The sequence below is a fragment of the Microvirga sp. KLBC 81 genome, from assembly GCF_003075415.1.
Classification (GTDB): Bacteria; Pseudomonadota; Alphaproteobacteria; order Rhizobiales; family Beijerinckiaceae; genus Microvirga.
The window spans coordinates 47927-73170 of sequence record NZ_QDAH01000008.1 but is presented as its reverse complement, the minus strand read 5'-3'; the positions used below and the strand labels follow the sequence as shown (position 1 = coordinate 73170).

Sequence of the window (25244 nt, the reverse complement as noted above, 5' to 3'; positions counted from 1 at the left end):
CGATGCTGCAAGTCCCCTCCTCCGAAGCGGCCCCTCTCAAGCTTCACGTCGAATGCCTTGAACTCTTTATGGCGTTCTGCTCAGTCGGGCTTTCAGGCTTCGGAGGCGTCCTGCCGTGGGCGAGGCGCATGCTGGTGGAACAAAGACGCTGGCTGACGGATGAGGAGTTCACCAATATCGTGTCCCTCTGCCAGTTTCTTCCGGGCCCCAACATCACCAACGTGTCGATTTGCGTCGGGGCCCGTTTCGCCGGATTCCGCGGATCCCTTTCGGCTCTTTCCGGCATTCTCGCCGTGCCGGTCATCATCGTCATTCTGCTGGCCATGCTGTATGACGCTTATGGGCACATCAAGCCGGTTCAGGATGCATTTCGCGGCATATCCTCGGCAGCTGCGGGCCTGATCGTCGGCATGGCCATCAAGATGGCCTATCCTATGCGCCGCAGTTTTCGCGCCATAACGTTCATGGCCCTTACCATCGGGGCGGTTCTGGTCTTGAAGTTGCCGCTCATCTGGATCCTCCTGGTGCTGGTGCCGCCAAGCATCGTCGTTGCCTGGATGATGCGCCGATGAACGAACGTGGCATTCTGACCGAGCTTGCGATCCAGTTTGCGCTGATCTCCTTGGTCAGCATCGGCGGTGCCGCCGCGGTCTTGCCCGAGATGCACAGAGCCGTGGTCGACGTTCATGGCTGGATGTCGAGCGAGACCTTTGCGAACCTGTTCGCTCTGGCTCAAGCGGCACCCGGCCCCAATGTGATCGTCGTCACCCTGATCGGCTGGCATGTGGCCGGCGTTCCAGGTGCATTGGTGGCGACAACCGCCATGACAGGACCCGCTTTCATTGTTGCCTATGGAGCCGCGCAGGTCTGGGAGCGATGGCACAGGGTTCAATGGTACAAGACCTTCGAGCGCGGTGTCGTACCGATCACGGTCGGGCTCATCGCTGCGAGCGGGTGGCTCCTGACAAGCGCATCGGGATTCAGCCTGGTGAACTATCTCATCACGGCGGCGACGGTGGCCTGTGTTCTGTTCACACGGATAAACCCGCTGATCGCCCTCTCGGGAGCGGCTCTGCTGGGCCTCACCGGAATGATCTGAGCCACGACCTTGATATCTGCAATCAATCGTTTCACAGGACGAAACATGCCAAGCGATATGTCAGCCCATGAAGGAACAGTTTATGCGAGAGCCGAGGACGTTCGGCGTTTCGTCACGGCGCTGATTGCCGGCAATGGTGTTCCTCCAGATGATGCCCGGATCGTCGCGGAGTGTCTCGTGAGATCTGATCTCCGCGGTGTCGATACTCATGGCATTGCACGACTGCCAGGTTATCTTGATCGTGTCCGACGAAATCTGATCAATCCGCGTCCCGTGCTTCAGCCGAAACGGGTCTCTCCTGTCGCGTCTCATCTCGACGGTGACAACGGATTCGGTTTCGTGGTGGCCACACGCGCGATGCAGGAGGCCATGGAGATCGCACGGGCAACAGGCCTTGGGCTGGTCTCCGTCAAGCGGAGCACTCATTTCGGCATGGCCGCGAACTACCTCCTTCAGGCGGTGGAGGCCGGGTTCATCGCGCTGGTCTTCACAAATGCATCCCGGTCCATGCCCCCATGGGGTGGTCGTGAAGCGTTGCTGGGAACGAGTCCGTTCGGAGCCGGCGCCCCAGGCGGTGACCATGGCCCGTTCATTCTGGATATGGCTCCGAGCGTCGCGGCTCGCGGCAAGATCCGCAAGGCTCTCCGGCTGGGACAGCCGATCCCACCGGATTATGCCCTGGATGCAAAGGGCCGGCCGACAACCGATCCGGCGCGCGCGCTCGCGGGCGTCGTCCTGCCGATGGGAGGTCCCAAGGGATCGGGTCTCTCGATGTTGATGGATATCCTCAGCGGCGTCATATCAGGCGCTGCGTTCGCAGGAGACGTGGAGGATCAATACAAGAATTTCGAGAAGCCCCAGAACGTCGGTCACTTCTTCCTGGCCATGAGGCCGGACCTCTTCATCGGCATCGACGAATATCGGGCTCGCATGGATGTGCTCGGCGAGCGCATTCATTCCACTCCACGCGCAGAAGGTTTCGATGAGGTCCTGATGCCGGGCGAGCCTGAGGCACGACAGGAGAAACTACGTTTGGCGACGGGCATTCCCTATCACAGGGCTGATCTGGATCCTTTGCTGAAGGAAGCGCAGGCGGTCCACGTCGAACCTCTGACGACCTCCACCCTGCCGTTTCAATAACATGATAGGCGTGAAAACCGGGTTCAGCACCTCTCCTGCGGAACCGGACGGATCATTGGGGGAGCACTGAGCCTCTGGACGCGAATCCTAAACGGATCAAGCCAGTTGCCCGTCAGCTTCCGGCACGAAGACGTATCCTTCCATGATCCGCCGGGCTGTCCGGCCAACTGTCGCACGCTGCACCGAATAGGTGTCGTTGGCGTACTCCAGTTCGACCTCCGTCTCGATGACGCCGGCCGGATGTCCGATCCTCACCTCACGCCTGTTGCGCAGTGCCGTGCGGGCCTCCGGCCGGGTCGCCTCATGGACGATCGATCCCGGAATCTGGCTCGCCACACCAGTGCAGGCCGTACTCGTCGCCGCGTAGGTCTTGTGCATCTGCTGCATGAACATGAGTCGGGAGACAAGATCGACATCGCCAGCGGAGATGTTCCTGTCCCCTATTACGTCACGATAATATGCCGGCGGGCTTATGATGGCGAGCAAAGGCGTCGCCGGGCTCTCCTCGCGCGCCAGATGAGGAGTCGAAACCATGCCCATGCGGGCGGCGGCGGCGCCTCGGATTCGCTCAAGGACCGTTGCAAGCTCCGTGTCTCGATCGATCTCGGCCGCCGTCTCAGTGCCTTTGAGGCCGAGGTCCCGCGCTCTCACGAAGACATGCGCGTTGCCGATATCGACGAGAGAGACCGCAAGATTGCCGAAGCCTTCCACCTCCAGGCAATCGATCGGGTTTCCGGTCGGCAGCAATGCACCTGTCGTGGCCCCTGCCGTCTGGGCGAAATCGACCACGATCCTGGCGCCGGATCCCGGAACCCCTGGCACGATATAAGTACCCTTCTCGATCGGGCGCCCGTCCTTGACCGGAACCTCGATTGAGAGAATCCGGTCGAGATTGGAATTGTAGACTCTGACCTGCGTGATCGGTGAAGCCGGCTCGACATACCCCTCGTAAATGGCAAAGGCGCCAACCGCGGCCGATATGTTGCCGCAAAGACTGAGCCAATCGATTTCAGGATGTGCGATTCCAACCTGGCCGAATGTGTAGGTGATATGTGCGCCGGCAGCGCTGGGCACGCCAGCCCGTGGAGGACCGATGAGCGCGACCTTGCTCGTCAAGGGATCGGCTCCGCCGAGCCCATTGATCTGACGGCGGTCCGGAGATCCGAAAATGGACAGGATGGTCCGGTCTCTCTCGGCCGGATCCACTGGCAGGTCGGCCTCCTTGAGGATGACGGCTTTGCTCGTCCCACCCCGCATGAGAACACAACGGATTGCACGATCCATTCTCTTCCTCCCAAAAGCATCGGATGAATCCTAAAAGTGCAAATCCACTTCCACGTCCGATGCTCTAGTAGCCGCCGTCAACCTCGATTTCCTAGACCTTGTCATCAGGGAGACGCAGCCACAGGCTTCAAATTGCGGCGTCCATACGCTCCGATTCCGTGACGATAGCCTCAAGGCTCTGAACAACGTGATCGGAAACGTCTATGGAATCCTCAGCGAGACGACGGCGACGCTCGTCTGCGGAGCGGTCGAAGGGCATTCTCGGCGGATCAAGTGCATCGATGGACTGCGCGGAGCGAACGGCTTCCGCATAGGCTGAAATCTGGCTGCGCAGAATGTCTTCCTCAATGAGGAGATCCGGCCTCATGAACATGAGGAACAGGGCGCAATCGGAGAGAGGATCCGGTTTGAGAGCACTGCCGCATAGGAGTCCGAACATCTGAACGGCGGTGGCTAAGGCAGAGCCCTTGTGCCCTCCCCACACGGTGAACGCCCCTTCGAGTCCTTTTGCAGGATCCTTCGTGGGGAACCCATCGGCATCATAGGCGACACCATCAGCCAATTCCTGCCCAAGACGCTTCGCCAGCGTCGCCTCGCTGATCATCACAGACGAGAGGCCCGCATCAATGATGATCGGGTCTCCTGACGAGGGAAATCCGAAGGCAATAGGGTTCGTGCCGAACCGCGCCTGATTGCTGCCGGCAGGGGCGACCCGCCAATCAGAGGCGCCAGCCGCCATGCCGACCAGCCCCTCCTTTGTCGCCATCTCCATGTAATAGGCGAACATCCCCGTATACCACGTGTTGTGCATTCCCGCGACGGCAATGCCATTTGCCTTCGCCTTCTCGATCCCCATCACTGTTGCGCGGTATCCAACGAGATAACCTGCCTGATCGCCACCATCGAGGAGCACCGAGACGGGGGTTTCCCTGACGACGGAAATTGGGCGGCGACCCTCGGGACGTTTTCGGATACGCTCGACGACCGACAGCGCCCTGGCAAGCCCTCCATACCCGATCCCCCGCAGTTCACAATCGATCAGATGATCGGCAATGATTCCTGCGTCTTCTTCCGAATGGCCCACGGCCCTCATCGCCTGGAAAGCGAGAGCGTAGGCCCCTCTAACGGTCAGTTTCATAGGATGTCCTTGATCGGCTCGATGCGGCAAAGAGGCGACAGAGCGGTGCCAGCCCTTTTCCGAAAACATATGTTGACTGTAAATCGATTAACTGTCTACAGTTGTCACGTTGACTGGAGGCGCTGTCTTGGAACGGGGATACCTTTCAACGCGGTTCGGCCAAATCCACTACACTGCCGGTGGAGATGGCGATATCGTCCTGCTGATCCATCAATCCGGCCGCTCATCGCGGATGTTTCTGGATCTTGTTGGCGTGCTGAGCGATCGCTTCCGGGCCGTTGCCATCGATCTTCCAGGCTTCGGAAACTCCGCGCCCGCGGAGGACGGCATCACCATCGATGACCTCGCTGATCTTTGCGCAGAGGTCATCGTTGCGCTCGGCGCAGGCGCAGCCCATGTCTATGGACATCATTCGGGAAACAAGATAGCGACGGCCCTCGCCGGACGCCACCCGGACAAAGTCAAGCGCCTCGTGCTGGCTGGGCAAAGTCACAGCATCATCCCGGATCAGGTCGCCCGCAACAAGGCCATTGACAAGTTTGTAAGGCCCTATCGCCAGATCGCCGAGATGCGCGATGCACGAGCTCTCAAGCTCGAGAAATGGGCTCTGACCTACCGCACCATATCATCGGTATGGTGGCAGCCTGGGATTCTCAGCGATCCCACGTCTCATGCAGAGGCTCTTGCCTACGCGCAGGTGCTTGACACACTTCAAGCAGCAGACGGATCAGCGAAGCTCTATTCCGCCAACCTCGATTACGACCTCGCTTCAGGTTTCCGCGCAATCCCCGTCGAGACGCTCGTCCTGGAAATCGTCACACCTGAAGAGGATGCGCTCATCGGCAGGCAAGGCGGTGCGGTATGCGCCCTGATCCGAAATTCGGAGTTGGCAGAGATTGAGCACGAGGATGGTGACGGCATCACCCTTGAAGGACGCGCCCGCGAGCTTGGAGAAATTCTTATCCCGTTTCTTTCAGACAATCGCCCCTCGCAGATCAAAGGAGCTGTCCAACATTGAACGCCGTCACTCTGGACATGGCGACATCCGCGCATCTTGCCGGCGCGTTTCTCGCGCCTCGTTTCGATGCGACGATACGATTCCGAGCGGCGATTGTCGTTGATTGGCTGCCCCAGCTGCGCTTCGGAGCAGGCTGCGGTTGATCGAGAACTCGCTCCTCTGACATCCGGCGCCAGAGAGCGAGATCAAAAAAGCGCCAGAACGCTGGAGATGCCAGCCATCAACGCAGATATGCGACGGCTTCAGGCATCGAAATAACGATCAGGAGGAACGAAATGAAACTTTCGAAACTAGTATCCGGTGCATTCGCGCTGACCATGACCGCTGTCGCCTTTTCTGGCACCGCGAGTGCGCAGGACGATATCAAGAGGATGAACCTGCGGTGGGCGCATTTCGCACCGCCAGCATGGGGGTCAGCGCAGGCTGAACAGCTCTTCGCCAAAGAAATCGAGAAGCGTACGAACGGCAAGGTCAAGATCCAGTTCTTCTGGTCCGGCGCTCTCGGCGGGCCAAGCGAATTGATGGACCTTGTCGCAAGCGGCGCGGTCGATTTCGCCAGTTTCCCGCCCACCTACTATCCAGCGCAGTGGCCGATGATGGGCCTGATCAACAGCTTGCCCATGACTTGGCAGGATCCGAAGCTCGCGATGGACATCCAGGAATATCAGATCGCGAACAACAAGGCGATCCAGGACGAGCTGGCTAAGAACAAGCTGAAGGTCGTCCTGATACACGGGCTTCCTCCCTACAGGCTTCAGTGCACCACGCCTATCAAGACCATGGAGGACCTGAAGGGCAAGCGTATCCGCACCTTCGGCGACTGGCCTCCTTATGTGATGCAGAAGATCGGCGCCGTGCCGGTCAACGTCCCGCTCGGCGAGATTTACGAGGGCCTGCAGCGCGGCAGTCTCGACTGTGGCTACAATCCCATTGAAAACTCGGGCTTCCTGAAGCTCTATGAGGTCGCCAAGAACTGGAGCGACATCAACTTCGGTGCGATCGCCGCCTATTCGTCCTTCGCCAATGCAGAAAAGTTCGCGGCTTATCCGGAAAGCCTGAAGAAGATCTTCAAGGAGGCCTATGACGTTGCGGTTGCTTGGGAGAAGGAGAACTTCGAAGTGGCTGAGAAGAAGCATCTGGCCGACGCCGAAAAGGCCGGCGCCAAGGTCATCCATTTCGAAGAGCAGGACAAACTTAACGCAACCTTCCCGGACATGCTCAAGACCTGGGAAGAAACGATGTGCAGCAAGAATCTCTGCGAGCAGGCCAAGAGCGTGGTCGCCGACACTCGCAAGGTCATGGAGGCTGCCAAGTGAGCAATGCCTCCGGCTCTCATCATCTTGACCACAACATCGTCCCTGCGGCTTCAAGGCCGCAGGGACTAGCAGCCGTGATCGACCACGTATCTGGTGGATTGTGCTTCATTGCCATGGTGATCGCCAGCATCTGCGTCGCGCTCATCATTATTATCGGCACCGTCGACACTTTCGGCCGCGCCGTCATGAACAGTCCGCTGATGGGCGCGGTCGAGCTGACCGAGTCCTTGTTGGCAACGACCATCTTTCTCGCGCTGCCGCATGCGCAGCGACATGCCCAGCATGTCGTCGTCGACATCATCGTTCATAGTTTCTCCACACGGTGGCAGCTCATCGCTTTCTTCTTCGCGCTCGTACTCACCTTCTTGTCTTTCCTGTTGCTCGCGATTGAGGCCGTCGATGGTGCTCACTCCGCATGGTTGGCGTCGGAGGTATCCGCCGGTTACGTGCCCGTGCCCATTTGGCTCGCCAAGCTCCTGTCGGCTGCTGGCTTGATCATCGCAGTCCTCGAAACCGCTCGTCAGATCGTTTGGACGATCCTCTGGCCGAAAGATGCCCTGTCGCACCGCGGCGCTGCGAGCGCAGAAGCGGTTCATCTGGAGCAAGACTGATGGATCCTTTTACAATCGCCTGCCTGTGTATCGTCGGAATGCTCCTGATGATCGCCATCGGACTGCCTGTCGCGGTCGCGATGATCACCGCATCCGCAGTGGGGATGTATCTCACCGCCGGCTCTGGCTTCACGCTCACCACCTTCCGTACACTGCCTTTCGCCACTGCCAGTTCCTACACCTTCGCGGCCGTCCCGATGTTCGTGGCCATGGGCGTGATTGCCGGATCGTCCGGTATCGTTGCTGACGTCTATCGCTCGGCCGACATGTGGCTTGCCCGAGTGAGGGGCGGTCTCTACATGGCGACCACCTGCGCCTCGGCGGCATTCGGCGCCGTCAATGGCTCCACAATCGTCGGTGCGGCGCTGTTCACGCGCATCGCCTTACCCGAGATGATCAAGCTTGGCTATGATAAGGCAGCCTCGGCTGGCTGCATCGCGGCCGCCGGCACCTTCGCGGCCATGATCCCGCCGTCAATCACCATGGTGCTCTACGGCGTGCTCACGAGCGAGTCGATCGGACAGATCCTGATCGCGGGTATTGTCCCAGGCATTCTCACTGCCTTGGTCTATCTCGTGGGAATCGCTATCTTCGTGCGTATTTGGCCCGATTGGGCACCGCCGACACAGCGTCATTTTCCGCTCAAGACGCGGATTGCAAGCCTGAAGTCCGTCTGGCCAATTGCCTTTATCGCACTCATCGTTGTCGGCGGCATCTATTCCGGACTGGTGTCTCCTTCGGCGGCTGGCGCGGTCGGCGCAGTCGGAGCCATCGTCGTCATCATGGTGACGGGTCGCATGAGCCGACACACGATCACCAGCAGCATGTCCGAGGCCGCCACGACCACTGCGGTGATGTTCTTCATCGTGATCGGCGGTCTTGCCTTTTCCCGGCTGCTGCTGGTTACCGGTTTCATCGGTGACACATTGGGCGTGATCCAGGACCTCGGGCTGCCGGCCTGGGTGCTGCTGATGGCTCTGGTCGCGCTTTACATCGTGCTCGGCATGCTGATGGACCCGATCTCCATGATGGTCATGACCGTGCCGGTGGTGCATCCCATCGTCACCGGGCTCGGATACGACGCGATCTGGTTCGCCATCATCATGGTGAAACTGATCGAGCTGTCCTGCATTACGCCGCCGGTGGGGCTCAACCTCTTCGTGGTTGCCGGGGCAGGACGAGGAAAGGTGACCACGAGACAGGTCTATACGGGCGCAATTCCATTCGTTTTCCTGGAGCTGATCACGCTAGGCCTCCTGCTGGCCTACCCGGAGATCACCCTATGGCTACCGACCGTCATGATGCGCTGATGACCAGCCGGATCCGCTCACAAGACGCAGATCCGGCTGCGCACATCACTTCCGCAGAGTAACGAGACAAGGAAGATGGGCCAATGAGCACGCCAGAGCCTTATGAAATCTATGCGATACGCTACGCCACGAGCCCCTATCGGATGCGGTTCCACAACTGCCTGTTCTGCCATGGCAAGGATGCGCATGATGCTCTCATGCCAATGGATTTCTTCGTGTGGGTGATCCGCAATAAGCAGCGGATCATTGTCGTCGACACCGGATCGCGCGATTGGAAATGCAAGCAGCGCGGGCATGAGTTTATCCGCTGCCCCACTGACGGCTTGAAGGCAATCGGAATCGATCCTGCGGGCGTGGAGGACGTCGTCATCACTCACATGCACTGGGACCATGCCGGCAACATAGACAAGTTCGTCAATGCCAAGGTGCATCTGCAGGTCGCCGAGATGCGCAATGTCACTAGCCAGGACATGGGCATACCTGCGCTAAATAACTTTTTCCTGGTCGACGACGTCTGCACGGTCGTGAAGCGCTTGTTCGAAGGTAGCGTCACCTTCCATGAGAAGTCGAGCGAGATCGCGCCAGGCGTCAGCATTCATGAGGTCGGGGGTCATTCTGCCGGCATGCAAGTGGTGCGTGTCTACACCCGGCGCGGCTGGGTCGTGCTGGCGTCCGATGCCTCGCATTTCTACGTCAACTTCCAGCAGAACAACCCTTTCCCAGTGCTCTACAATTTCCAGGACACGGTGCGTGGCTACCAGATGTGCCTCTCGCTTGCCGATAGCCCAGATCATGTCATTCCAGGACACGATCCGCTGGTTCTCAAGCGCTATCCCGCGATGTCCAGCAGTCTCGAGGGAGATGTCGTGCGTCTTGATGTCGATCCCGCTGCCGCCTGACCACCGTAAGATCAACAGGATGCAAGTACCATGCTGATGAAAGCTGCTGTTCTCTTCGAGCAAGGATTGCCGCAACCCTATGAAAGATCGCTCCCACTCCGCATCCAGGAGGTCAAGCTCGATCCTCCCGGCGAGGGCGAAGTTCTGATCGAGGTGGAGGCGGCCGGACTCTGCCATTCCGACCTGTCGACCATTGAGGGGCTGCGCCCGCGCAGGGTTCCGACTGTGATGGGGCACGAAGCGGCCGGCATCGTGCGGGAAGTCGGGGCAGGTGTGCGCCGGTTCAGCCCTGGCGATCATGTCGTGGCTGTCTTTGTCGCCAGTTGCGGCGAGTGCCGCCACTGCTCCAACAGCCGCCCCAATCTCTGCACACGGTCCTGGCAGGCGCGCGCGGAAGGAACGCTCCAGTCCGGGGCGCGGCGCATCTCGTGCGACGGTGCCGAAATCCATCATTACTCTGGACTATCGACCTTCGCGGAATATGCAGTCGTCGCGGAAAATTCGCTTGTCAAGATCGACAAGGGCGTTCCGTTGGAAGTGGCAGCCCTGTTCGGTTGTGCCGTAGTGACGGGCGTCGGCGCCGTGATGAACACGGGCAGGGTCCGTCCGGGTGATAGCGCGGCGGTGGTGGGGCTCGGAGGTGTCGGTTTGAACGCATTGATCGGCCTTGTCGCCTCCGGAGCCTATCCGATCATTGCCGTAGACCTCAGCACCGAGAAGCTGGAGTTGGCCATATCGCTCGGCGCCACTCACGCCGTCCTCGCCGGCACGGACAGGACGGTGGACGAGGTGCGCAATCTAACCGACGGAGGCGTCGATTTCGCCTTCGAAATGGCGGGCTCGATCCCGGCAATGGAGACCGCCTATGCCATCACGGGCCGAGGCGGCACGACCATCAGCGCCGGTCTGCCCAATCCGACGAAGACAGTCGCCTACGCGCATGCACCGATGGTGTCTGACGAGCGGACCATCAAGGGCAGCTACATGGGGAGTTGTGTTCCGCAGCGCGATATCCCCCGGTTCATGGAGCTTTATCTGGCGGGACGCCTTCCCGTCGACCGACTCCGTAGCGGCGATGTCAGTTTTTCTACCCTCAACAAGGGATTCGATCTCCTCTCAGCCGGAAAGGTCGTTCGTCAGACCTTGCGGCCGAGAATCGCGGCCTGAACACGTCATCAGGCTCCATCCACGCTTAGATCTTGACCCAGGAAGGCAACGGCCATGGCTACGACTTATGATCTCTTCATCAACAACGAACGGGTGAGGACCGAGAACCAGGAGTATTTCCCCGCCATCAATCCGTACACGCGCGAAGAGTGGGCATCGATCCCACAGGCGAGCACTGCCCAGGTGGCTGATGCCATTGCCGCCGCGCGTCATGCCTATGACACCGTCTGGAGCAAGACCTCCGGCTATGATCGCGCCAAGCTTCTTCACAGGCTCGCCGACATTCTGGATGCGAATGCCGAACGCATGGCCATCATGGAAACCACCGACAACGGAAAGGTGATCCGTGAAACCTACAGCCAGATGGGCTTTGCGGCGCGTGCGTACCGTTTCTTCGCCGGCTGCGCCGACAAGATCTTCGGTGATACCATTCCGCTCGACCAGCGGAATGTATTCGACTTCACCCGTCGCGAGCCGGTGGGAGTCGCCGTGCTCATTACGGCGTGGAATTCGCCGATGGGCCTTCTGTCCAACAAGCTTGCACCGGCGCTCGCCGCAGGCAACTGCGTGGTCATCAAGCCATCTGAGCACGCTTCAGTCACCACGCTCGAATTCGCTAACTTCATCAAGGAAGCCGGATTTCCACCGGGTGTCGTTAACGTCGTCACGGGCGATTACCGTGCGGGCCAGGCACTTCTGACGAGCGGCCGCGTCGACCGCGTAAGTTTCACCGGAAGTCCGGCTGTCGGTCGGCAGATCGCATCCGATGCGGGAAGAGCCCTGGTGCCGGTGACTCTGGAGCTGGGCGGCAAGTCCCCGAACATCATCTTCGACGATGCCGAACTCGACCGGGCTGTTGTCGGTGCACTGGCTGGAATCTTTGCCGCAACGGGGCAGACCTGCATCGCCGGGTCACGACTCCTCGTACAGCGTGGCGTCTATAAGCAGGTCTCTGAACGGCTTGTCGAGCGGGCGAGAAAGATCAAGCTGGGCAACCCGCTCGACAAGAGCACTGAAATGGGCACTGCCGCCAATGAGCCCCAGTTCAAGCGGATCCTCGGCTCGATCGACAACGCCGTAAAAGAGGGCGCGACCCTCACCTGCGGAGGAAAGGCTGCGACCGGCGAAAATCTCGCGAAAGGCTTCTTTATCGAGCCGACGATATTCACCGATGTCCACAACTCCATGACGCTAGCTCAAGAGGAGGTGTTCGGTCCGGTGCTCTCGATCATTCCGTTCGACACGGAAGAAGAGGCAATCAGCATTGCAAACGACACGAAGTACGGTCTCGCATCAGGCGTCTGGACAACGAACCTTTCACGTGCGCTGCGCATGTCCCGCGCGATCCATGCCGGAACGGTTTGGGTGAACACCTATCGTGCGGCATCGGTCATGGCGCCATTCGGCGGGTTCAAGGACTCCGGCTATGGAAAGGAACGCGGCGTTATTGCGTTGGAAGAGTTCCTCCAGACGAAGAACGTCATGATCGACTTTTCGGACGAGGAGCGCGACCCGTTCGCCATCAAGGTCTGATTCCCAGCACTTCACCCCGAAAAGGCAGTGCCCGGACGCAGTTCGGGCACTGCGAAAGGAAAAACGCCAGAACAACGACGCGGCGCGGGAGGGCGTCCAATGGACATATCGGCCAACGACTATTTTGAAATCATGCAACTCTACGCACGCTACGCGAGGGCGATCGACTCGGGCGATGGCCGCGGCTGGGCACAATGCTATGCGAAGGATGGGCGGTATCTCTCGTCCACGTTTGGCGAGTGCAATGGCCGGGCCGAACTGGAGGTCTTCGCATCGGACCATTTCAAGCGTTGGAGCGACAAGGGAATCCAGACACGACACTGGAACAACCAAGTGCTTGTCGAACGCAACGGCGATGGAACGGTTTCCAGCTCCGTTTATCTCCTGCTGGCAGGAGTAAGCAAGGGGGAAGCCCCGAAACTATACCTGCAAACCGTCTATACCGACAAGCTGATCCAGGAGGAAGGCCGCTGGGTCCTTCAAGAGCGCCAGTCGAACGCGGACATGCGGCCTGATCCGTCCCAGCTCGGCTTCACCCGCTGGGAAACGAAAGCGTGAGCAAGCTTTATCACAGAGGACACCATGATACGGACATATGATGTCGTTGTTGCTGGTTGCGGAATCGCCGGCCTGTCAGCGGCGGTCTCGGCAGCCCAAGCAGGCGCGAAGGTCGCGGTGCTTGAGCGCGCGCCTTTCGAAGAGCGTGGCGGCAATACGCGGTGGACCGAGGCATTCTTGCGGATGAAAAACGAGAATGAGGTGTCGGACGACTTCGAGGAGCACTTCATGGCGAACTCGGGCTTCCACCTCGATCCGAGCTTGGTTCAGGAAACGGCGGGCCCTTATGAACAATGGCCGTCCATTGTAAAATCGCTGTCGTTCACCGATCCCGAGATCATCGCGACCCTTGCCGCGCAAGCAGGGCCGACACTGCAATGGATGAAGCAGTTCGGCATCACCTATTCGGACATGGCGAGCTACCTGATCACGCAGTCAACGACACGCATCAGCCCGGTCGGCGGCGGATGGGCACTGCTGGAGGCACTTGCAAAAGGAGCCGACGAGCTCGGGGTCGAGTTCTTCTACGAAACGACGGCGGAGGAACTGCTTCAGAACGAGGACGGTCGAATTGTAGGTTTGCGTGCAACATCGCGCGAGAGCCGCAATCACCGCTTCATGGGAGCCGTCGTGCTTGCGTGCGGCGGCTTCGAGGGTAACGCCGAGATGCAGGCCCGTTATCTGGGCCCGGCGTCGCGCTATGTTCGGCCGGTGGCGCGCGGCGGGTACTACAACAGGGGCGAAGGAATACGGATGGGGCTGGCGGTCGGCGCTGCACCGTGCGGTGACTTCACCGAGTACCACGCGGAGCCGATCGATCCGCGGTCCGGCGTTTCCGAGCCGATCGTGTTCATGTTTCCCTACGGCATTCTCGTCGATCAGAACGGCAGGCGCTTCATCGACGAAGCCTCGGACGCCGTCGACGCGATTTACGAGAACATCTCACGGGTCATCAATCGCCTGCCGGGCGGTATCGCGTACGCAATCTCCGACGCGGGTCTCGACGATGTGCCGAACTGGCAGCGGACGGTCAGAACGGACGAGAAACCCTATCAGGCGGATACGCTGGCTCAACTCGCTGAGCAGATCGGCGTGTCTGCCGACAGCCTGGAACGAACGGTAGCCGAGTTCAACGCCGCGACCGCGCCAGGCGAATTCAAGCCGCTGGAGAAGGATGGGCTTGCGACCCGCGGCCTACAGCCGCCCAAATCCAACTGGGCCCGTCCCATCGCGAGGCCGCCCTACCGCGCATGGCCGATCAGCTCCGCCAACTGCTTCACATTCGGCGGACTTCGCTGCAACACCTCGGCGCAGGTCGTTGACCATGATGGGCGTGCGATACCCGGCCTGTATGCAGCCGGCGAGACCATGGGCATCTACTACGGCCGGTACACGGGCGCCACTTCGGTATTGCGCGGTGCCGTCTATGGTCGCATCGCGGGCATTCACGCGGCTGAGAACTGCAAAGCCCAAAGCGCGGCGATTCCTGAAGCCCTTCCGTAAGCGTGCGGCGGGAGTGGCAACAAACAGCTTCTTCAAGAGAACAAGATGGCGAGAACACCGAACTATTTCAAAGGAAAGACAATCGCGATAACGGGAGCCGCAAGTGGCCTCGGCCGGGCTGCGGCTGTGATCTTCGCTCGCGAGGGCGCACGGGTCGTTTGCGGCGATATCGATGATGCGGGCGGCGCTGAGACCGTGCGGGCTGTCGAGGCCGAAGGAAGCGAGGCGATTTTCGTCAAGACCGACGTAACCAGGCGCACGGACGTCCGAAACTTCGTTCAAGCGGGCGTGGAACGCTTCGGGCGCATTCACTTCCTCTTCAACTCGGCCGGATCGGCATTGAAGCGCTGCGGCTTCCTTGAGATCGACGACGAGCTGTTTGATCTAAGCTTTGACCTGAACGTGAAAGGCACTTTCTACGGCATGCAGGAGGTGCTTCCGCACATGCTGGAGAATGGCGGCGGTACCATCGTGAATGTGGCTAGCATGGCGCACAAGCGGGGCGGCCCGGGAACATCGGTCCATTACGCCTCGGCAAAGGGCGCCGTGGTAACGATGACCATGGGCGTGGCGCGCGAGTTCGCGGATCGCGGGATCCGGTGCCTTTCAATCTCGCCGGCAGCGGTCAACACGGGTTTTCAAGCCGCATCGGGAACGTCGAAGGAGATGGCCGAGCGGCTGATGAACGACATTCCGATGAAGAGGAACGCCGAAGCGGACGAAATCGGTGAACTGGTCCTCTTCCTGTGCTCGGATGCATGTCAATTCATGACAGCCGATACGGTCTATGTCAGTGGCGGGGGAGGATTCCGCTGATTGAGGCTTGCCTGCTCAAAGCCGAAACTAAAGCGACCTGCTACGGAAGTTTCATCCGGAAGCACTCCCAGCTTGTTGAGATCGGCCTCAGTTAATTCTCAGAGGGCCGCTGAGGCGCCTCGGCACGCTCGAAGGGTGAGATAGCGGCTATCCCGATAAAGGTTCTTGACGCCTATCTCCATCCACAGGTCAAGATGCCTAATCTGCCACGGCCAGCGAACCGTTCAGATACGGTTCAATCGTACCGCCGGAACCTTCTTGTCATGCTGGACGATGCTTTCTGCGTCGCCAGTCAGCACAGGAGGCTCCCCATGTTGGGCTGGTCCAAACGAGTAAGCTCCACTGCCGCTTTGATAGCTCTTGCAAGTTCGCTTGGCGGCTGCGTCACAGGTACCGAAGTCTCATACAGTGAGTATCAATATGACCGTTATGGCGGGACTGAGCGTAGCTATGAGCATAACATCTACTCAGACCCTGCCCATGGGATTGAAAGCGAGAGGTGTCGAACCGTTGTCAGACGGCGGGTCAACACCTATGGCGATGAGGTTGTGAGGCGCGATCGCATTTGTGGTCCTACGGGCGAAGTATCAACCGCAGAGCCTTGGTCGCGCCGAGCGCCTCCGCAGTACGGCTATCCAAGCCCTATTGAGCCGCCACCTACTGACGTTCCAAATTATGATGGGGCAGAAGTAGGCCCAGGATAGGCGCAGAAGATCAGGGCTAGACCCTTTGCTACCCTCTCGGAAACTAGCGACCGCATCTGAGAGGGTTGACTGATCTGTGGGTCTGTCAGGGGAGTTTTAGATATTACTTTGCGGATAGGTGTCGACTGTTTCTCGATTGGTTGCAGGCTCAGCCAGGAATCGATCGTCCTGACTATCCAGCTAGGCGGCGAGGGATGATGCATCTCTGGTCGGAAGGTGCTCCGAAGCCCACATGGCGGCTTGTGTTCGATTGGCGGCTCCAATCTTCCTCAGGATAGCTTTGATGTGAACTTTAATGGTGGCTTCGGCGACATCCAGCTTCCGCGCAATGACCTTATTAGCCGCTCCGTCCATGAGATGACTCAGTATCTCTGCCTCTCTTGCCGAGAGCTTCCTCACCCTCGGGTCTTCCGAAGGCAGCTTGGCATCAGCGCTGCTATCTCGGGACTTAGGTGTAGGGATCGCCTCACTGCCATTCAGCAGAGAGGCCATCAAAGCGGAAGGCAGCACAAGTTCCCCGACCATAATTAGCTCAAGGGACTTGATGAGAACTTCGCGGCTGCTCCCCGTCAGGCAGAAGCCGTCAACTCCTGCACCGCGACAGAGCTTCACAAAGCTAAGATTGTAGTGGTCGGCAATCACAACAATACGCACCTTAGGGAACTTCCCTCTCAGGTGTCTCACCGCTTCAGCTGTGTCTTCGGGGGAGACGTTCGCACTGATGACAAACAGATCAGGAACCGAAAGGTAAGAGGTCTCGGCTGCTTGAGCAGCATTGGTAAAATGGTCAGTCGTGACAAAGCTGGTTCCAGCTAAAAGATGCGTAATGCCTACACCAATCAGTGAATTGTTGCAGATGATGACGGCGTTTGCCGTTTTGGTGCGACTGGCAGAGACTCCGATAAAGTTGGTGTATCTGCTGGCTTCGCGCTCGGCTAATTCGTTTGACATATATGCGCCCCCGAGATGCACACTTGAAGTTAATAAGTTCCTATATGAGGGAGCAAATATCAGCTTTGATCAAGACATAGACTAAGCAGTCTAACACCTAAGAGGTATGCTCTAGTCCTAAAGAGTAGCCCATCAGAAACCTACAATTAAGAAACTGATTTCGGCCATAGCGTGACCGGGAGGGAGACGGCTGGGCTTATGAGCCTGCCCCCACGGCTGTTAGCGTGAGCGGGATCCACCAGTCCCGCTTTCGTGTCAGCCGCGACTCGGAAAGCTGCTTCCAGCCTTAACCCGATTGTCTCAAGATGGTTCTTGTTGGAGCAAAGATAGCGAGATGTTAGGCTTCAACGAGCCTCAGCTAAGTTATTGGTAATGAGGATGATGAGTTGGTCGCGAATATAACAATATCACTTCTGGCCATCGTCCTCGGCTCTCTCGGTATGCTTCTGCTGCTTCTCATGTGGTTCGGTGGCATGACCATAGAGCCCGAGCCAGAGAGCGCCATCGACCCAATCTTAGACCCGAAGGATCAGGCAACAATCTACGACATGGATGGCCCGTTCATCCCGATCCCTGACCATCTCAAGACCGCGGATGAAATGGTCGCATGGATGATAAGGGATATGCCTAGATTAACTGCTGAGGCGCAGAAGCCTCGGCGTTAGATGCGAAGAAATTCACATCCCTACCTTCGGTCGTTTCGCGCTATTGCTCAGCTCTCCCAGGCATGACGATCGTTCAAGGATGATGATGGCCGCAGAATCGATGATCCTCGTCAGCCTGATCAGCTACCCGAATGAGGTATATCGGGACCTGATCCGTAACTGCTGACTAGCCAAGACGTATTAAACCGTGACGCAAGTGTTGCAGGTAAGATGATGACATGCCCTTATTCTTGATCAGTTGAGAAAATCGCGTCTTCCAGGATTCTAGAAAAGGGGAAGTTATGGAGCATATGCTCAAGTCTGAAACGCGGACCATCGCGGACACCTATCCCGCACTCCTTAGTTCAGAGACACAGGCAAAACTGGATTACCTCCTGGATGCCCTGGAGAACATGGATCAAAGGATCGCTTTGGAACTGGAACGGGTCAAGATGAGTCCCGCCGATGAGGAGTTGAAGGACTTTGTCAGACAGGACATTCTGGCCAATCACGAGGCAAGTCGCCTCCCTCTTGTTCAGGCCGTTGAGGACTTACGGGCCCAGTATAGGGTCTCTATTGCTGACAACAGCAATTAACTAACTTCATCTTTCGTGGTGCAAAGAGCTTGTCAGCGGCGGCGGCTTGGAGGTCTATGAGGAGGTTAGACGAAGAGAACGTTCTTCGGCACCGTCCGCCCTGATCAGGCGAAGCAACGCTCCAGGAAAGCATCGAAGCTGGAACCAAGCATACTCGCCACGGCATGACCGGGAGGGATGGACTTGTGAGTCCTACCCTTGCCGCTGGCATGGATAGTCTCGCCAACGACCTTTCGTTTCTGCTGCAAAATTGTCTGGGCCTATCGCTCGACACCCGCTCAGCCTCGTTCCCCCTCTGGTGGTCCCCGGCTCGTCGCGATCCGTCACACTGGATGCCTTCGCATCTGCCGCTACACAGTAGCAATCCAAAACTGCTTGCTCATGTTGAGCGACCAGTTATACACAAGCTCCGAAGCAGCTTGGTTTGAAAGGTTTTCTGGTTCCTTCGCTATGGAGCAGAACCCGGCTCGACCTGGACGATGCTGCCGTAGCTCAGTGGTAGAGCACTCCCTTGGTAAGGGAGAGGTCGAGAGTTCGATCCTCTCCGGCAGCACCAGCGACCTTCTTCTGAAGGCAGAATTTTCTCTTGAAGAATCATCTGACATAAGGCGGGCCATGCGAGCCGCAGCATGCTCGTGGATATGCGTTCCGACCTCGCTGCGTCAGATCGTCCAGGAAAGCGGAAGTTCGACCCAGCTCACTTCTTGGCCCGGAAGATTTAGGCTAAAGTTCTCACAGGCCAAAAAGCTTCGCATCAAGAACAATCAGGATTTCAAAGAGTGGGGCATGCAGGTTGCACTTCTACGTAATTTTGGAATGCGCAAAGTTTCTGCCTTTCATCAATATCAGCAGACGCAACAGCCAAGTTATTTCCTGCCCAATCAATCCATTTTTTAAACGAGATTGAGCCGACCAATGCCTTCCACCTCGTCCGTCGCCACGACAAGCAGCACCTACATCAACGCTCTTCTGGGTGACCGGAAATGGGCGACAAACAGCCTGACCTACAGCTTTCCGACCTCTTCCGTCCATTACAGCGATCCCTATGGCAGCAACGAGCCGCTGACCAACTTTGGTGTGTTCCTGAGCGCTCAGCAGGCTGCGGCGCGCGCGGCCCTCAAGCTCTATTCCTCGGTCGCCAATCTGACCTTCACGGCGATCACCGAGACGAGAACTCAGCACGCGGATATTCGGTTTGCCCGCTCGGATAAACCCAGCACAGCCTGGGCGTACTTTCCGAGCGCACAGGAAGCAGGCGGGGATGTTTGGATCAACAACTCCAGCCGAATCTACGACGCGCCGCGCAAGGGCAACTACGCTTATCTGACGATCATTCACGAGATCGGCCACGCGCTCGGCCTGGAACATCCGCATGAGGGTAGCACCATCATGCCGCTCAGCCGTGATTCCATGGAATACACGGTCATGAGCTACAGATCCCACGTGAACGCCTCCCTGTCGTCCGGCTACGTCAACGAGACCTGGGGCTATGCGCAGTCGCTGATGATGTACGACATCGCCGCGATTCAGCATCTCTATGGCGCGAATTACACGACCAATAGCGGAAACACGAAATACACTTGGACGCCCTCAGGTCAAAGCTACATTGACGGCGTCCTGCAGAGCGCTCCCGGCAACAACCGGATTTTCCAGACCGTGTGGGACGGCGGCGGGAACGACACCTATAACTTCTCGCAATATACGACTGGTCTCACAGTCGATCTGGCACCCGGTGCGTGGACAATCACGTCTCAGGCGCAGCGCGCGAAACTCTCCTGGGGCGGCTCCAAACTCGCTGCCGGCAACATCGCCAACGCCCTTCTTTACAATGATGACCCCCGATCTCTGATCGAGAATGTGCTCGGCGGGTCGGCGAGCGATGTGCTCAAAGGCAATGACGGCACTAACAATCTGCAGGGCCGGAGCGGCAACGATTTGCTTTACGGGCGCGGTGGCAACGACATCCTCAAAGGCGGCACCGGCAACGACAGGATTATTGGCCAGAGCGGCAAAGACAGCATGTACGGCAGTACCGGCGCCGACACTTTCATATTTCGAACCCCGAGCGACTCTCCGGCACTGACGAGAGATACGATCCATGATTTCAAGCGTGGAGAAGATCATATCGACCTGCGGAGCATCGACGCCAACACGTTGATCACCGGCAATCAGGCTTTCGCCTTTATCGGTCAAACGGCGTTCACGAAGGCGGGACAGCTCAGGTTTTCAGGTGGTGTTCTCTCGGCTGATGTGAACGGCGACAAGAGTGCCGATTTTGCGGTGAGCATGGCTGGCCTCACGAGCATGGCCAGCAGCGATTTCTATCTATAGAGGGATGCTTCGGCACGATCATCCCTCTTATGGCTTTAATGGACAGCATGCACGGCTGCTGAGCCAAATGCATGCCGCCGTCCAAGGGAACATTCAAAAGAGCGAGCCTGCAGGTGTGATAGGCCGATAGAAGCTATTCGGCCTATCGGAGGCTTCGTCGTGATTGCCCCGCCACATGGCAGAGAAGCAAACGCTCTTACGCCGGCAACTCTGAGGCCTCGAGATAGATTTGTACGAGTTGCTCGCATCCCTCACGGTCCTCTTCATCGAACCGGTCAGGATGCGGGCTGTCGAGGTCGAGAACGCCGATGACCCGTCCGTCCTTGATCAGAGGAACCACCAGCTCCGAGCGGGAGGCGCTGTCGCAGGCGATATGACCTGGGAAAGCATGAACATCAGGCACGACGATGGAAGCCTTGCGCTCCACGGCCGCACCGCAAACGCCACGGCCGACGGCGATCCGCACGCAGGCCGTCTTGCCCTGGAACGGCCCCAGCACGAGCTCCGAACCGCGCATGAAATAAAATCCGGCCCAGTTCAGGTCGGGAAGGATCTGATAGATCAGCGCCGACATATTCGCCGCGTTGGCAATAGCGTCGGGCTCACCCTCCAAGAGGGCGGCGAGCTGTTGAGCAAGCGAGGCATAAAGGTCGCGCTTGCTGGCGGAGGAAGGAAGGGGTTTGGCTTCGAACATGGGACTCACTTATGAGCCCTCGCCTTGCTTGTCCAGTCTGTCCTATCGGGGACTGAAGCCGAGCTTGCCGGCTGCAAGACATGCTCGTTTACAGAACCATCAAATCCACCGTCTCGAAGCCCAGGCCCTCAAGCCGCCGCGCCAGAACCCGCCGGTGGCAATTGGCAGGATCGCGCTCGAAGCAGAGAAGACAGATCGGCTTTGCGGCAGCCAAGGTCTCCAAATCCCGGAAGGCAGCTTGCGCTTCTTCCGTGGCCAAAACCTCGTCGCAATAGATCCGGCGCATCAGCTCACCGTCGCCGGCCCGGGCCGCCTGGCGGCCTTCCTTGGGCGTTCCGAGCTTGATGAAATGCTCGTAGCCGATGCCCTGGGTCGCAAGCGCATCCCGGAGAGCGGATTTCGAGAAACCGCGCTTGCGGGAGAGCGCAACGGCGCGCACATCAGCGAGCGTTTCGACGCCCGCGTCCTCCAGGGTGGTGAGGAAGCGGTCAACATCCGCTCCCTCGTAACCGATCGTAAAAACCTGCGGCTTTGCCATCCCGTTTACATGGACGGCATCGGGCGCTGTGGCAAGTCGGGTTGTGTGTAGGGTCTCAAGGCCTCCGGCGTACGGAAGTCTCGGGGGACCTCGAAATCGCTTGCCGCACCGCGCGACTGCTCCACGCCACGCGGGAAGCCGGTGCGATCGGAATAATCCTGCATCGGCGGCAACGGATGCGGACTTTCGCGACTGAGCGTTTGCGCGCAGTACACGTCAAGCGCCGTCACGCCGGCAACGGCCGCCATGGCGATGCCGACATTGGTCTTGTTCGGATTGTTGCCTTCGAGCGCCGTGGCAAGCGTTGCGAGGTCGAGACCATCGCCAGCCACACGCCCCCAGATCCAGGGCGTCGGATCTTTCGACGCGAGAATGCCGACGCCCGTTGCGATCTCACGCAGCCCATAGCCCGCGATCAATCCTTCCTGCCCTTTCATGCCGAGCGCTCGCGCCAGGGCGCGAGGCGCGGCGATTTCTGCGATGCCAAGGGCAATCGAGAAGATTCCAAGGCCACGCGCGAGCGTGTCCGTCGCGGTGTCGGCATGACCGCGCCGACGGGTTCTTTCGGTTTCGTAGCGCATGACGTTCACCTTTAAGGTTTGAGCACGACCTTGATGCAGCCGTCCTGCTTATCGCGGAAGACCTTGTACATCTCAGGCCCGTCTTCGAGCCCGACGGTATGCGTGATCACGAAGGACGGATCGATCTGCCCTTCCTCGATGCGTCGCAGCAGATCATCGGTCCAGCGGTTCACATGAGTCTGACCTGTGCGGATGGTGAGTCCCTTGTTCATGATTGCGCCGAAGGGGATCTTGTCGAGAAGCCCGCCATAGACACCAGGAATCGAGAGCGTTCCCGCCGGACGGCAGACATAAGCCATCTCACGCAAGACATGCGGGCGATCCGTTTCCATCATCGCGGCCTGCTTCACGCGGTCATACATGGCATCGACAGTGGCGGCCGCGTGCGCCTCCATGCCGACGGCATCGATGCACTTCTCCGGGCCCCTGCCATTGGTGAGCTCGTTCAGGCGCTCGATAACGCTTTCCTCATCGAAGTTGATGGTGATCGCGCCGCCCGCTTTCGCCATGGCGAGGCGCTCCGGCACGCGATCGATCACGACCACCTGTTTCGCGCCGAGCAGGACGGCGCTGCGGATCGCCATCTGACCGACAGGGCCTGCACCCCAGATCGCCACCGTATCACTCGGCTGAATGTCGCATTGCACGGCTGCCTGCCAGCCGGTTGGGAAGATGTCGCCGAGGAAGAGGAGCTTCTCGTCAGGAATACCGTCTGGCACCTTGATATGCGTGGCATCGGCGAAGGGAACACGCAGATATTCGGCCTGCCCGCCCTGATAGCCACCGGTGAGATGCGTGTAGCCAAAAAGACCGGCGGTGGAGTGACCGAAGGCCTTGGCTGCAATGTGGCCGTTGCGGTTCGTGCGCTCGCAAACGGAGAAGTTGCCGCGTTTGCACTGCTCGCACTCGCCGCAGATGATCGTAAACGGAACGACGATGCGGTCTCCGACCTTGAGCTTGCCCTTGGTCTCAGGTCCAACCTCGACCACCTCGCCCATCATCTCGTGACCCATGACATCGCCGCTCTTCATGCCCGGCATGAAGTGGTCGTAGAGGTGGAGATCCGAGCCGCAGATGGCACAGCTCGTCACCTTGATGATCGCGTCGCGCGGATGCTCGATCTGCGGATCAGGAACGGAATCGCAGCGGATATCCGTGGTGCCGTGCCAAACAAGCGCCTTCATCGACATCTCCTTCCAGCATGCCTGAAAACGGCCAAGCTGCGCTGCATGGCCGCCTCGATATGGGAAAAGACTTCTTGGGGAGCTTTGCGTTCCCGGAAGGGTGCAATTTTCCGGGCGCTATCTCAAAAGAACGGGCGTGTCAGACGTGCTCCGGCAGGCTGCGGATGAGTTCCGCGAGAGCGGGTTCCAGCACTTGGTGAGCGGCGTCTTCGACCTCGAACCATTGTGCTTGGCGCTGCCCCTTTTCCCGCCAGGACTTGAGCTGTTTGGAGACTTCGAGGGGGTACACATTCACTCGGCAGAGATCGAAATGCGTGGAGCGGCGCTTCCAGTAATCATAATGGCCCAGCGGCTTCTGCTTGATCTCGCCCTTCACGCCGGCCTCCTCCTCGGCTTCCTGGGCTGCAGCCTTGTGCGGCTTCTTGCCCTTCATCGGCCAGCCCTTCGGGATCAGCCAGCGCCTGGTCTCGCGGGACGTGACGAGGAGCACCTCGACCTTGCCGTCTTTGATGCGGAAGGGGAGCGCTGCGACCTGGCTGAGTTCTTCTTTTGGCGTCCGGGGCATTCGACGAGAGTAGAGTTTCCACGCGGTTAGTCTATAACATAGTATACCTGAGCCGGCTAATAAAGGATCAATTCGACAGGTTCTTGGGACATCTCCATGTTTGAAGGAGTACGCGGCTCTCCGCATTCTCACGAACCATCGTGAATGTCTGACAACAAACCGGCCGCCATTTTTGATCCTTGAGGAACGCCTGAACGCCATGACGACCGACAGCCTGGATATGAGATTTACCGCCGCCTGCGCCATCGCGCGCGAGGCAGGTGTGCTGGCGCGCAAGCGCTTCCTGGAGCGCCCGCGCTCCCAGCGCCCGGATTTCAAGGGCCCGCAGGACTTCCTGACGGTCACCGATGCGGAGGTCGAGGAGTTGATCCGCCGCCGCTTGAGCGCTCTCTTTCCCAAGGACTCGTTCTTCGGCGAGGAAGGTGGTGGCTCTTTCGGCAGTGATGTCTGGGTCGTGGACCCTATCGACGGCACGGCGAACTTCGCCCGCGGCATCCCGCATTTTGCCATCTCCATTGCTTTTGTGCGCGACGGCCAGGTCGAGATCGGCGTGATCTACGACGTGATGCATGCGGATCTCTACACCGCCCAGCGCGGACGCGGCGCGATCCTCAACGGCGAAGCGATCAAGGTGAGCGGATTGTCCGATATGCGCCAGGCCACCGTCGAGGCCGGCTGGTCGTCCCGCCTGCCTCCGGAGCCCTACGTCGCCGTCGTCGAGCGGCTGAAGAAGAGCGGCGCGAATGTGCGCCGGGCAGGCTCGGGCACGCTTGGCCTCGCCTATGTGGCGGACGGCCGGATCGACGCCTATTGCGAGCTGCATATCAATTCATGGGATGCCTTGGCGGGTCTTCTCATCATCGAGGAAGCCGGCGGCTGGACCAACAACTTTCTGGCGAAGGACGGATTGCGCGAGGGCAACCCGATCCTCGCCTGCACACCGGAGCTCGCAGAAGCCCTGATGACAGCAACAGGCATCGCCAAGGAGCCCTGACGCCGGGCAATGAGTCCAAAGATTCAGTTCCGCATCGTCGGCTAGGCTCTTGACCAAGCGCTCTATCGGA

26 protein-coding genes and 1 tRNA gene are annotated in these 25244 nt (G+C 59.0%); 19 read left to right on the top strand and 8 right to left on the bottom strand.

Going from position 1 to position 25244, the window contains the following annotated elements:
- Positions 1-2: 2 nt before the first annotated feature.
- Genes DC522_RS08185 through DC522_RS08175 form a run of 3 tightly spaced genes read left to right on the top strand, consistent with a single transcriptional unit; the run spans position 3 to position 2239 of the window.
- Positions 3-572: a chromate transporter gene (locus tag DC522_RS08185; RefSeq protein ID WP_116528213.1), complete on the top strand. Its 570-nt coding sequence runs from the start codon at positions 3-5 to the stop codon at positions 570-572.
- Positions 569-1099, top strand: coding sequence for a chromate transporter (locus DC522_RS08180; protein WP_116528212.1), 531 nt, complete (start codon positions 569-571; stop codon positions 1097-1099). The genes DC522_RS08185 and DC522_RS08180 overlap by 4 nt, the downstream gene beginning before the upstream one ends.
- 45 nt (positions 1100-1144) lie before the next feature.
- Complete coding sequence (locus tag DC522_RS08175; protein WP_116528211.1) at positions 1145-2239, top strand: Ldh family oxidoreductase; 1095 nt, start codon at positions 1145-1147, stop codon at positions 2237-2239.
- Between the two features lie 96 nt (positions 2240-2335).
- Here the strand turns inward: DC522_RS08175 and DC522_RS08170 are convergent, their stop codons facing one another.
- Complete coding sequence (locus DC522_RS08170; RefSeq protein ID WP_116528210.1) at positions 2336-3523, bottom strand: 2-methylaconitate cis-trans isomerase PrpF family protein; 1188 nt, start codon at positions 3521-3523, stop codon at positions 2336-2338.
- A gap of 127 nt (positions 3524-3650) precedes the next feature.
- Positions 3651-4661 carry an Ldh family oxidoreductase gene (locus tag DC522_RS08165; RefSeq protein WP_116528209.1) on the bottom strand — a complete coding sequence of 337 codons (1011 nt, stop codon included), beginning with the start codon at positions 4659-4661 and terminating at the stop codon, positions 3651-3653.
- Positions 4662-4788: 127 nt separating this feature from the next.
- Here DC522_RS08165 and DC522_RS08160 point away from each other — a divergent pair, with 127 nt between their 5' ends.
- The 10 genes from DC522_RS08160 (at position 4789) to DC522_RS08115 (ending at position 15392) form a co-directional block, all read left to right on the top strand.
- Positions 4789-5679, top strand: a complete 891-nt coding sequence (locus tag DC522_RS08160) for an alpha/beta fold hydrolase (RefSeq protein WP_116528208.1) — start codon at positions 4789-4791, stop codon at positions 5677-5679.
- Between the two features lie 275 nt (positions 5680-5954).
- A complete protein-coding gene (locus DC522_RS08155) occupies positions 5955-6995 on the top strand; it encodes a C4-dicarboxylate TRAP transporter substrate-binding protein (RefSeq protein WP_116528207.1) in 1041 nt (346 codons plus the stop codon).
- A 113-nt stretch (positions 6996-7108) separates the two neighbouring features.
- Positions 7109-7606: a TRAP transporter small permease gene (locus tag DC522_RS08150; RefSeq protein ID WP_133239254.1), complete on the top strand. Its 498-nt coding sequence runs from the start codon at positions 7109-7111 to the stop codon at positions 7604-7606.
- The gene (locus tag DC522_RS08145) at positions 7606-8916 is read left to right on the top strand and encodes a TRAP transporter large permease (RefSeq protein ID WP_165820092.1); all 1311 of its coding nucleotides are present in this window, start codon (positions 7606-7608) and stop codon (positions 8914-8916) included. Before DC522_RS08150 ends, DC522_RS08145 begins: the two co-directional genes overlap by 1 nt.
- An 83-nt stretch (positions 8917-8999) precedes the next feature.
- Complete coding sequence (locus DC522_RS08140; RefSeq protein ID WP_116528204.1) at positions 9000-9815, top strand: N-acyl homoserine lactonase family protein; 816 nt, start codon at positions 9000-9002, stop codon at positions 9813-9815.
- 30 nt (positions 9816-9845) lie between these two features.
- Positions 9846-10982, top strand: coding sequence for a zinc-dependent alcohol dehydrogenase family protein (locus tag DC522_RS08135; RefSeq protein ID WP_116528203.1), 1137 nt, complete (start codon positions 9846-9848; stop codon positions 10980-10982).
- A gap of 54 nt (positions 10983-11036) precedes the next feature.
- Positions 11037-12515, top strand: a complete 1479-nt coding sequence (locus DC522_RS08130; RefSeq protein WP_116528202.1) for an aldehyde dehydrogenase — start codon at positions 11037-11039, stop codon at positions 12513-12515.
- A gap of 99 nt (positions 12516-12614) precedes the next feature.
- Positions 12615-13073 carry a nuclear transport factor 2 family protein gene (locus tag DC522_RS08125; RefSeq protein ID WP_116528201.1) on the top strand — a complete coding sequence of 153 codons (459 nt, stop codon included), beginning with the start codon at positions 12615-12617 and terminating at the stop codon, positions 13071-13073.
- A 24-nt stretch (positions 13074-13097) separates the two neighbouring features.
- Positions 13098-14576, top strand: a complete 1479-nt coding sequence (locus DC522_RS08120) for an FAD-dependent oxidoreductase (RefSeq protein ID WP_116528200.1) — start codon at positions 13098-13100, stop codon at positions 14574-14576.
- Positions 14577-14621: 45 nt separating this feature from the next.
- Positions 14622-15392 (top strand): SDR family NAD(P)-dependent oxidoreductase, encoded by a 771-nt coding sequence (locus DC522_RS08115; RefSeq protein WP_116528199.1) that lies wholly within the window; start codon positions 14622-14624, stop codon positions 15390-15392.
- An 884-nt stretch (positions 15393-16276) separates the two neighbouring features.
- Here DC522_RS08115 and DC522_RS08110 read toward each other — a convergent pair.
- Positions 16277-17047 carry a response regulator transcription factor gene (locus tag DC522_RS08110; protein ID WP_116528198.1) on the bottom strand — a complete coding sequence of 257 codons (771 nt, stop codon included), beginning with the start codon at positions 17045-17047 and terminating at the stop codon, positions 16277-16279.
- Positions 17048-17433: 386 nt separating this feature from the next.
- Between DC522_RS08110 and DC522_RS08105 the strand changes: the two genes are divergently transcribed.
- The 5 genes from DC522_RS08105 to DC522_RS08090 all read left to right on the top strand — a co-directional run bounded on the left by DC522_RS08105 (position 17434) and on the right by DC522_RS08090 (position 20618).
- Positions 17434-17712, top strand: coding sequence for a hypothetical protein (locus DC522_RS08105; protein ID WP_116528197.1), 279 nt, complete (start codon positions 17434-17436; stop codon positions 17710-17712).
- Between the two features lie 281 nt (positions 17713-17993).
- A complete protein-coding gene (locus DC522_RS08100; RefSeq protein WP_116528196.1) occupies positions 17994-18287 on the top strand; it encodes a hypothetical protein in 294 nt (97 codons plus the stop codon).
- 481 nt (positions 18288-18768) lie between these two features.
- Positions 18769-18843 (top strand) — tRNA-Thr (locus DC522_RS08095).
- A 59-nt stretch (positions 18844-18902) separates the two neighbouring features.
- Positions 18903-19184 (top strand): hypothetical protein, encoded by a 282-nt coding sequence (locus DC522_RS34260; RefSeq protein WP_133239253.1) that lies wholly within the window; start codon positions 18903-18905, stop codon positions 19182-19184.
- 18 nt (positions 19185-19202) lie between these two features.
- Positions 19203-20618, top strand: coding sequence for a M10 family metallopeptidase (locus DC522_RS08090; protein ID WP_116528195.1), 1416 nt, complete (start codon positions 19203-19205; stop codon positions 20616-20618).
- 196 nt (positions 20619-20814) lie between these two features.
- On the opposite strand, the gene DC522_RS08085 is transcribed toward DC522_RS08090, so the two are convergent.
- The 5 genes from DC522_RS08085 to DC522_RS08065 all read right to left on the bottom strand — a co-directional run bounded on the left by DC522_RS08085 (position 20815) and on the right by DC522_RS08065 (position 24180).
- Positions 20815-21312 (bottom strand): GAF domain-containing protein, encoded by a 498-nt coding sequence (locus DC522_RS08085; protein ID WP_116528194.1) that lies wholly within the window; start codon positions 21310-21312, stop codon positions 20815-20817.
- An 88-nt stretch (positions 21313-21400) separates the two neighbouring features.
- Positions 21401-21850, bottom strand: coding sequence for a DUF488 family protein (locus DC522_RS08080; RefSeq protein WP_116528193.1), 450 nt, complete (start codon positions 21848-21850; stop codon positions 21401-21403).
- 5 nt (positions 21851-21855) lie between these two features.
- Positions 21856-22431, bottom strand: a complete 576-nt coding sequence (locus DC522_RS08075) for a cyclase dehydrase (RefSeq protein WP_116528287.1) — start codon at positions 22429-22431, stop codon at positions 21856-21858.
- 11 nt (positions 22432-22442) lie between these two features.
- Entirely contained in the window at positions 22443-23615 is a 1173-nt protein-coding gene (locus DC522_RS08070; RefSeq protein ID WP_116528192.1) for a zinc-dependent alcohol dehydrogenase, read from the bottom strand.
- Between the two features lie 139 nt (positions 23616-23754).
- Positions 23755-24180: an NUDIX hydrolase gene (locus DC522_RS08065; RefSeq protein WP_116528191.1), complete on the bottom strand. Its 426-nt coding sequence runs from the start codon at positions 24178-24180 to the stop codon at positions 23755-23757.
- A gap of 199 nt (positions 24181-24379) precedes the next feature.
- Here DC522_RS08065 and DC522_RS08060 point away from each other — a divergent pair, with 199 nt between their 5' ends.
- Positions 24380-25174 (top strand): inositol monophosphatase, encoded by a 795-nt coding sequence (locus tag DC522_RS08060; protein WP_116528286.1) that lies wholly within the window; start codon positions 24380-24382, stop codon positions 25172-25174.
- Positions 25175-25244 lie beyond the last annotated feature (70 nt).

Coding starts and splice junctions, on each gene's coding strand:
- DC522_RS08185 (WP_116528213.1), top strand. CDS start 3: ATGCTGCAAGTCCCCTCCTCCGAAGCGGCCCCTCTCAAGCTTCACGTC.
- DC522_RS08180 (WP_116528212.1), top strand. CDS start 569: ATGAACGAACGTGGCATTCTGACCGAGCTTGCGATCCAGTTTGCGCTG.
- DC522_RS08175 (WP_116528211.1), top strand. CDS start 1,145: ATGCCAAGCGATATGTCAGCCCATGAAGGAACAGTTTATGCGAGAGCC.
- DC522_RS08170 (WP_116528210.1), bottom strand. CDS start 3,523: ATGGATCGTGCAATCCGTTGTGTTCTCATGCGGGGTGGGACGAGCAAA.
- DC522_RS08165 (WP_116528209.1), bottom strand. CDS start 4,661: ATGAAACTGACCGTTAGAGGGGCCTACGCTCTCGCTTTCCAGGCGATG.
- DC522_RS08155 (WP_116528207.1), top strand. CDS start 5,955: ATGAAACTTTCGAAACTAGTATCCGGTGCATTCGCGCTGACCATGACC.
- DC522_RS08150 (WP_133239254.1), top strand. CDS start 7,109: ATGGTGATCGCCAGCATCTGCGTCGCGCTCATCATTATTATCGGCACC.
- DC522_RS08145 (WP_165820092.1), top strand. CDS start 7,606: ATGGATCCTTTTACAATCGCCTGCCTGTGTATCGTCGGAATGCTCCTG.
- DC522_RS08140 (WP_116528204.1), top strand. CDS start 9,000: ATGAGCACGCCAGAGCCTTATGAAATCTATGCGATACGCTACGCCACG.
- DC522_RS08135 (WP_116528203.1), top strand. CDS start 9,846: ATGCTGATGAAAGCTGCTGTTCTCTTCGAGCAAGGATTGCCGCAACCC.
- DC522_RS08130 (WP_116528202.1), top strand. CDS start 11,037: ATGGCTACGACTTATGATCTCTTCATCAACAACGAACGGGTGAGGACC.
- DC522_RS08125 (WP_116528201.1), top strand. CDS start 12,615: ATGGACATATCGGCCAACGACTATTTTGAAATCATGCAACTCTACGCA.
- DC522_RS08120 (WP_116528200.1), top strand. CDS start 13,098: ATGATACGGACATATGATGTCGTTGTTGCTGGTTGCGGAATCGCCGGC.
- DC522_RS08115 (WP_116528199.1), top strand. CDS start 14,622: ATGGCGAGAACACCGAACTATTTCAAAGGAAAGACAATCGCGATAACG.
- DC522_RS08110 (WP_116528198.1), bottom strand. CDS start 17,047: ATGTCAAACGAATTAGCCGAGCGCGAAGCCAGCAGATACACCAACTTT.
- DC522_RS08100 (WP_116528196.1), top strand. CDS start 17,994: ATGGAGCATATGCTCAAGTCTGAAACGCGGACCATCGCGGACACCTAT.
- DC522_RS34260 (WP_133239253.1), top strand. CDS start 18,903: ATGCGAGCCGCAGCATGCTCGTGGATATGCGTTCCGACCTCGCTGCGT.
- DC522_RS08090 (WP_116528195.1), top strand. CDS start 19,203: ATGCCTTCCACCTCGTCCGTCGCCACGACAAGCAGCACCTACATCAAC.
- DC522_RS08085 (WP_116528194.1), bottom strand. CDS start 21,312: ATGTTCGAAGCCAAACCCCTTCCTTCCTCCGCCAGCAAGCGCGACCTT.
- DC522_RS08080 (WP_116528193.1), bottom strand. CDS start 21,850: ATGGCAAAGCCGCAGGTTTTTACGATCGGTTACGAGGGAGCGGATGTT.
- DC522_RS08075 (WP_116528287.1), bottom strand. CDS start 22,431: ATGCGCTACGAAACCGAAAGAACCCGTCGGCGCGGTCATGCCGACACC.
- DC522_RS08070 (WP_116528192.1), bottom strand. CDS start 23,615: ATGAAGGCGCTTGTTTGGCACGGCACCACGGATATCCGCTGCGATTCC.
- DC522_RS08065 (WP_116528191.1), bottom strand. CDS start 24,180: ATGCCCCGGACGCCAAAAGAAGAACTCAGCCAGGTCGCAGCGCTCCCC.
- DC522_RS08060 (WP_116528286.1), top strand. CDS start 24,380: ATGACGACCGACAGCCTGGATATGAGATTTACCGCCGCCTGCGCCATC.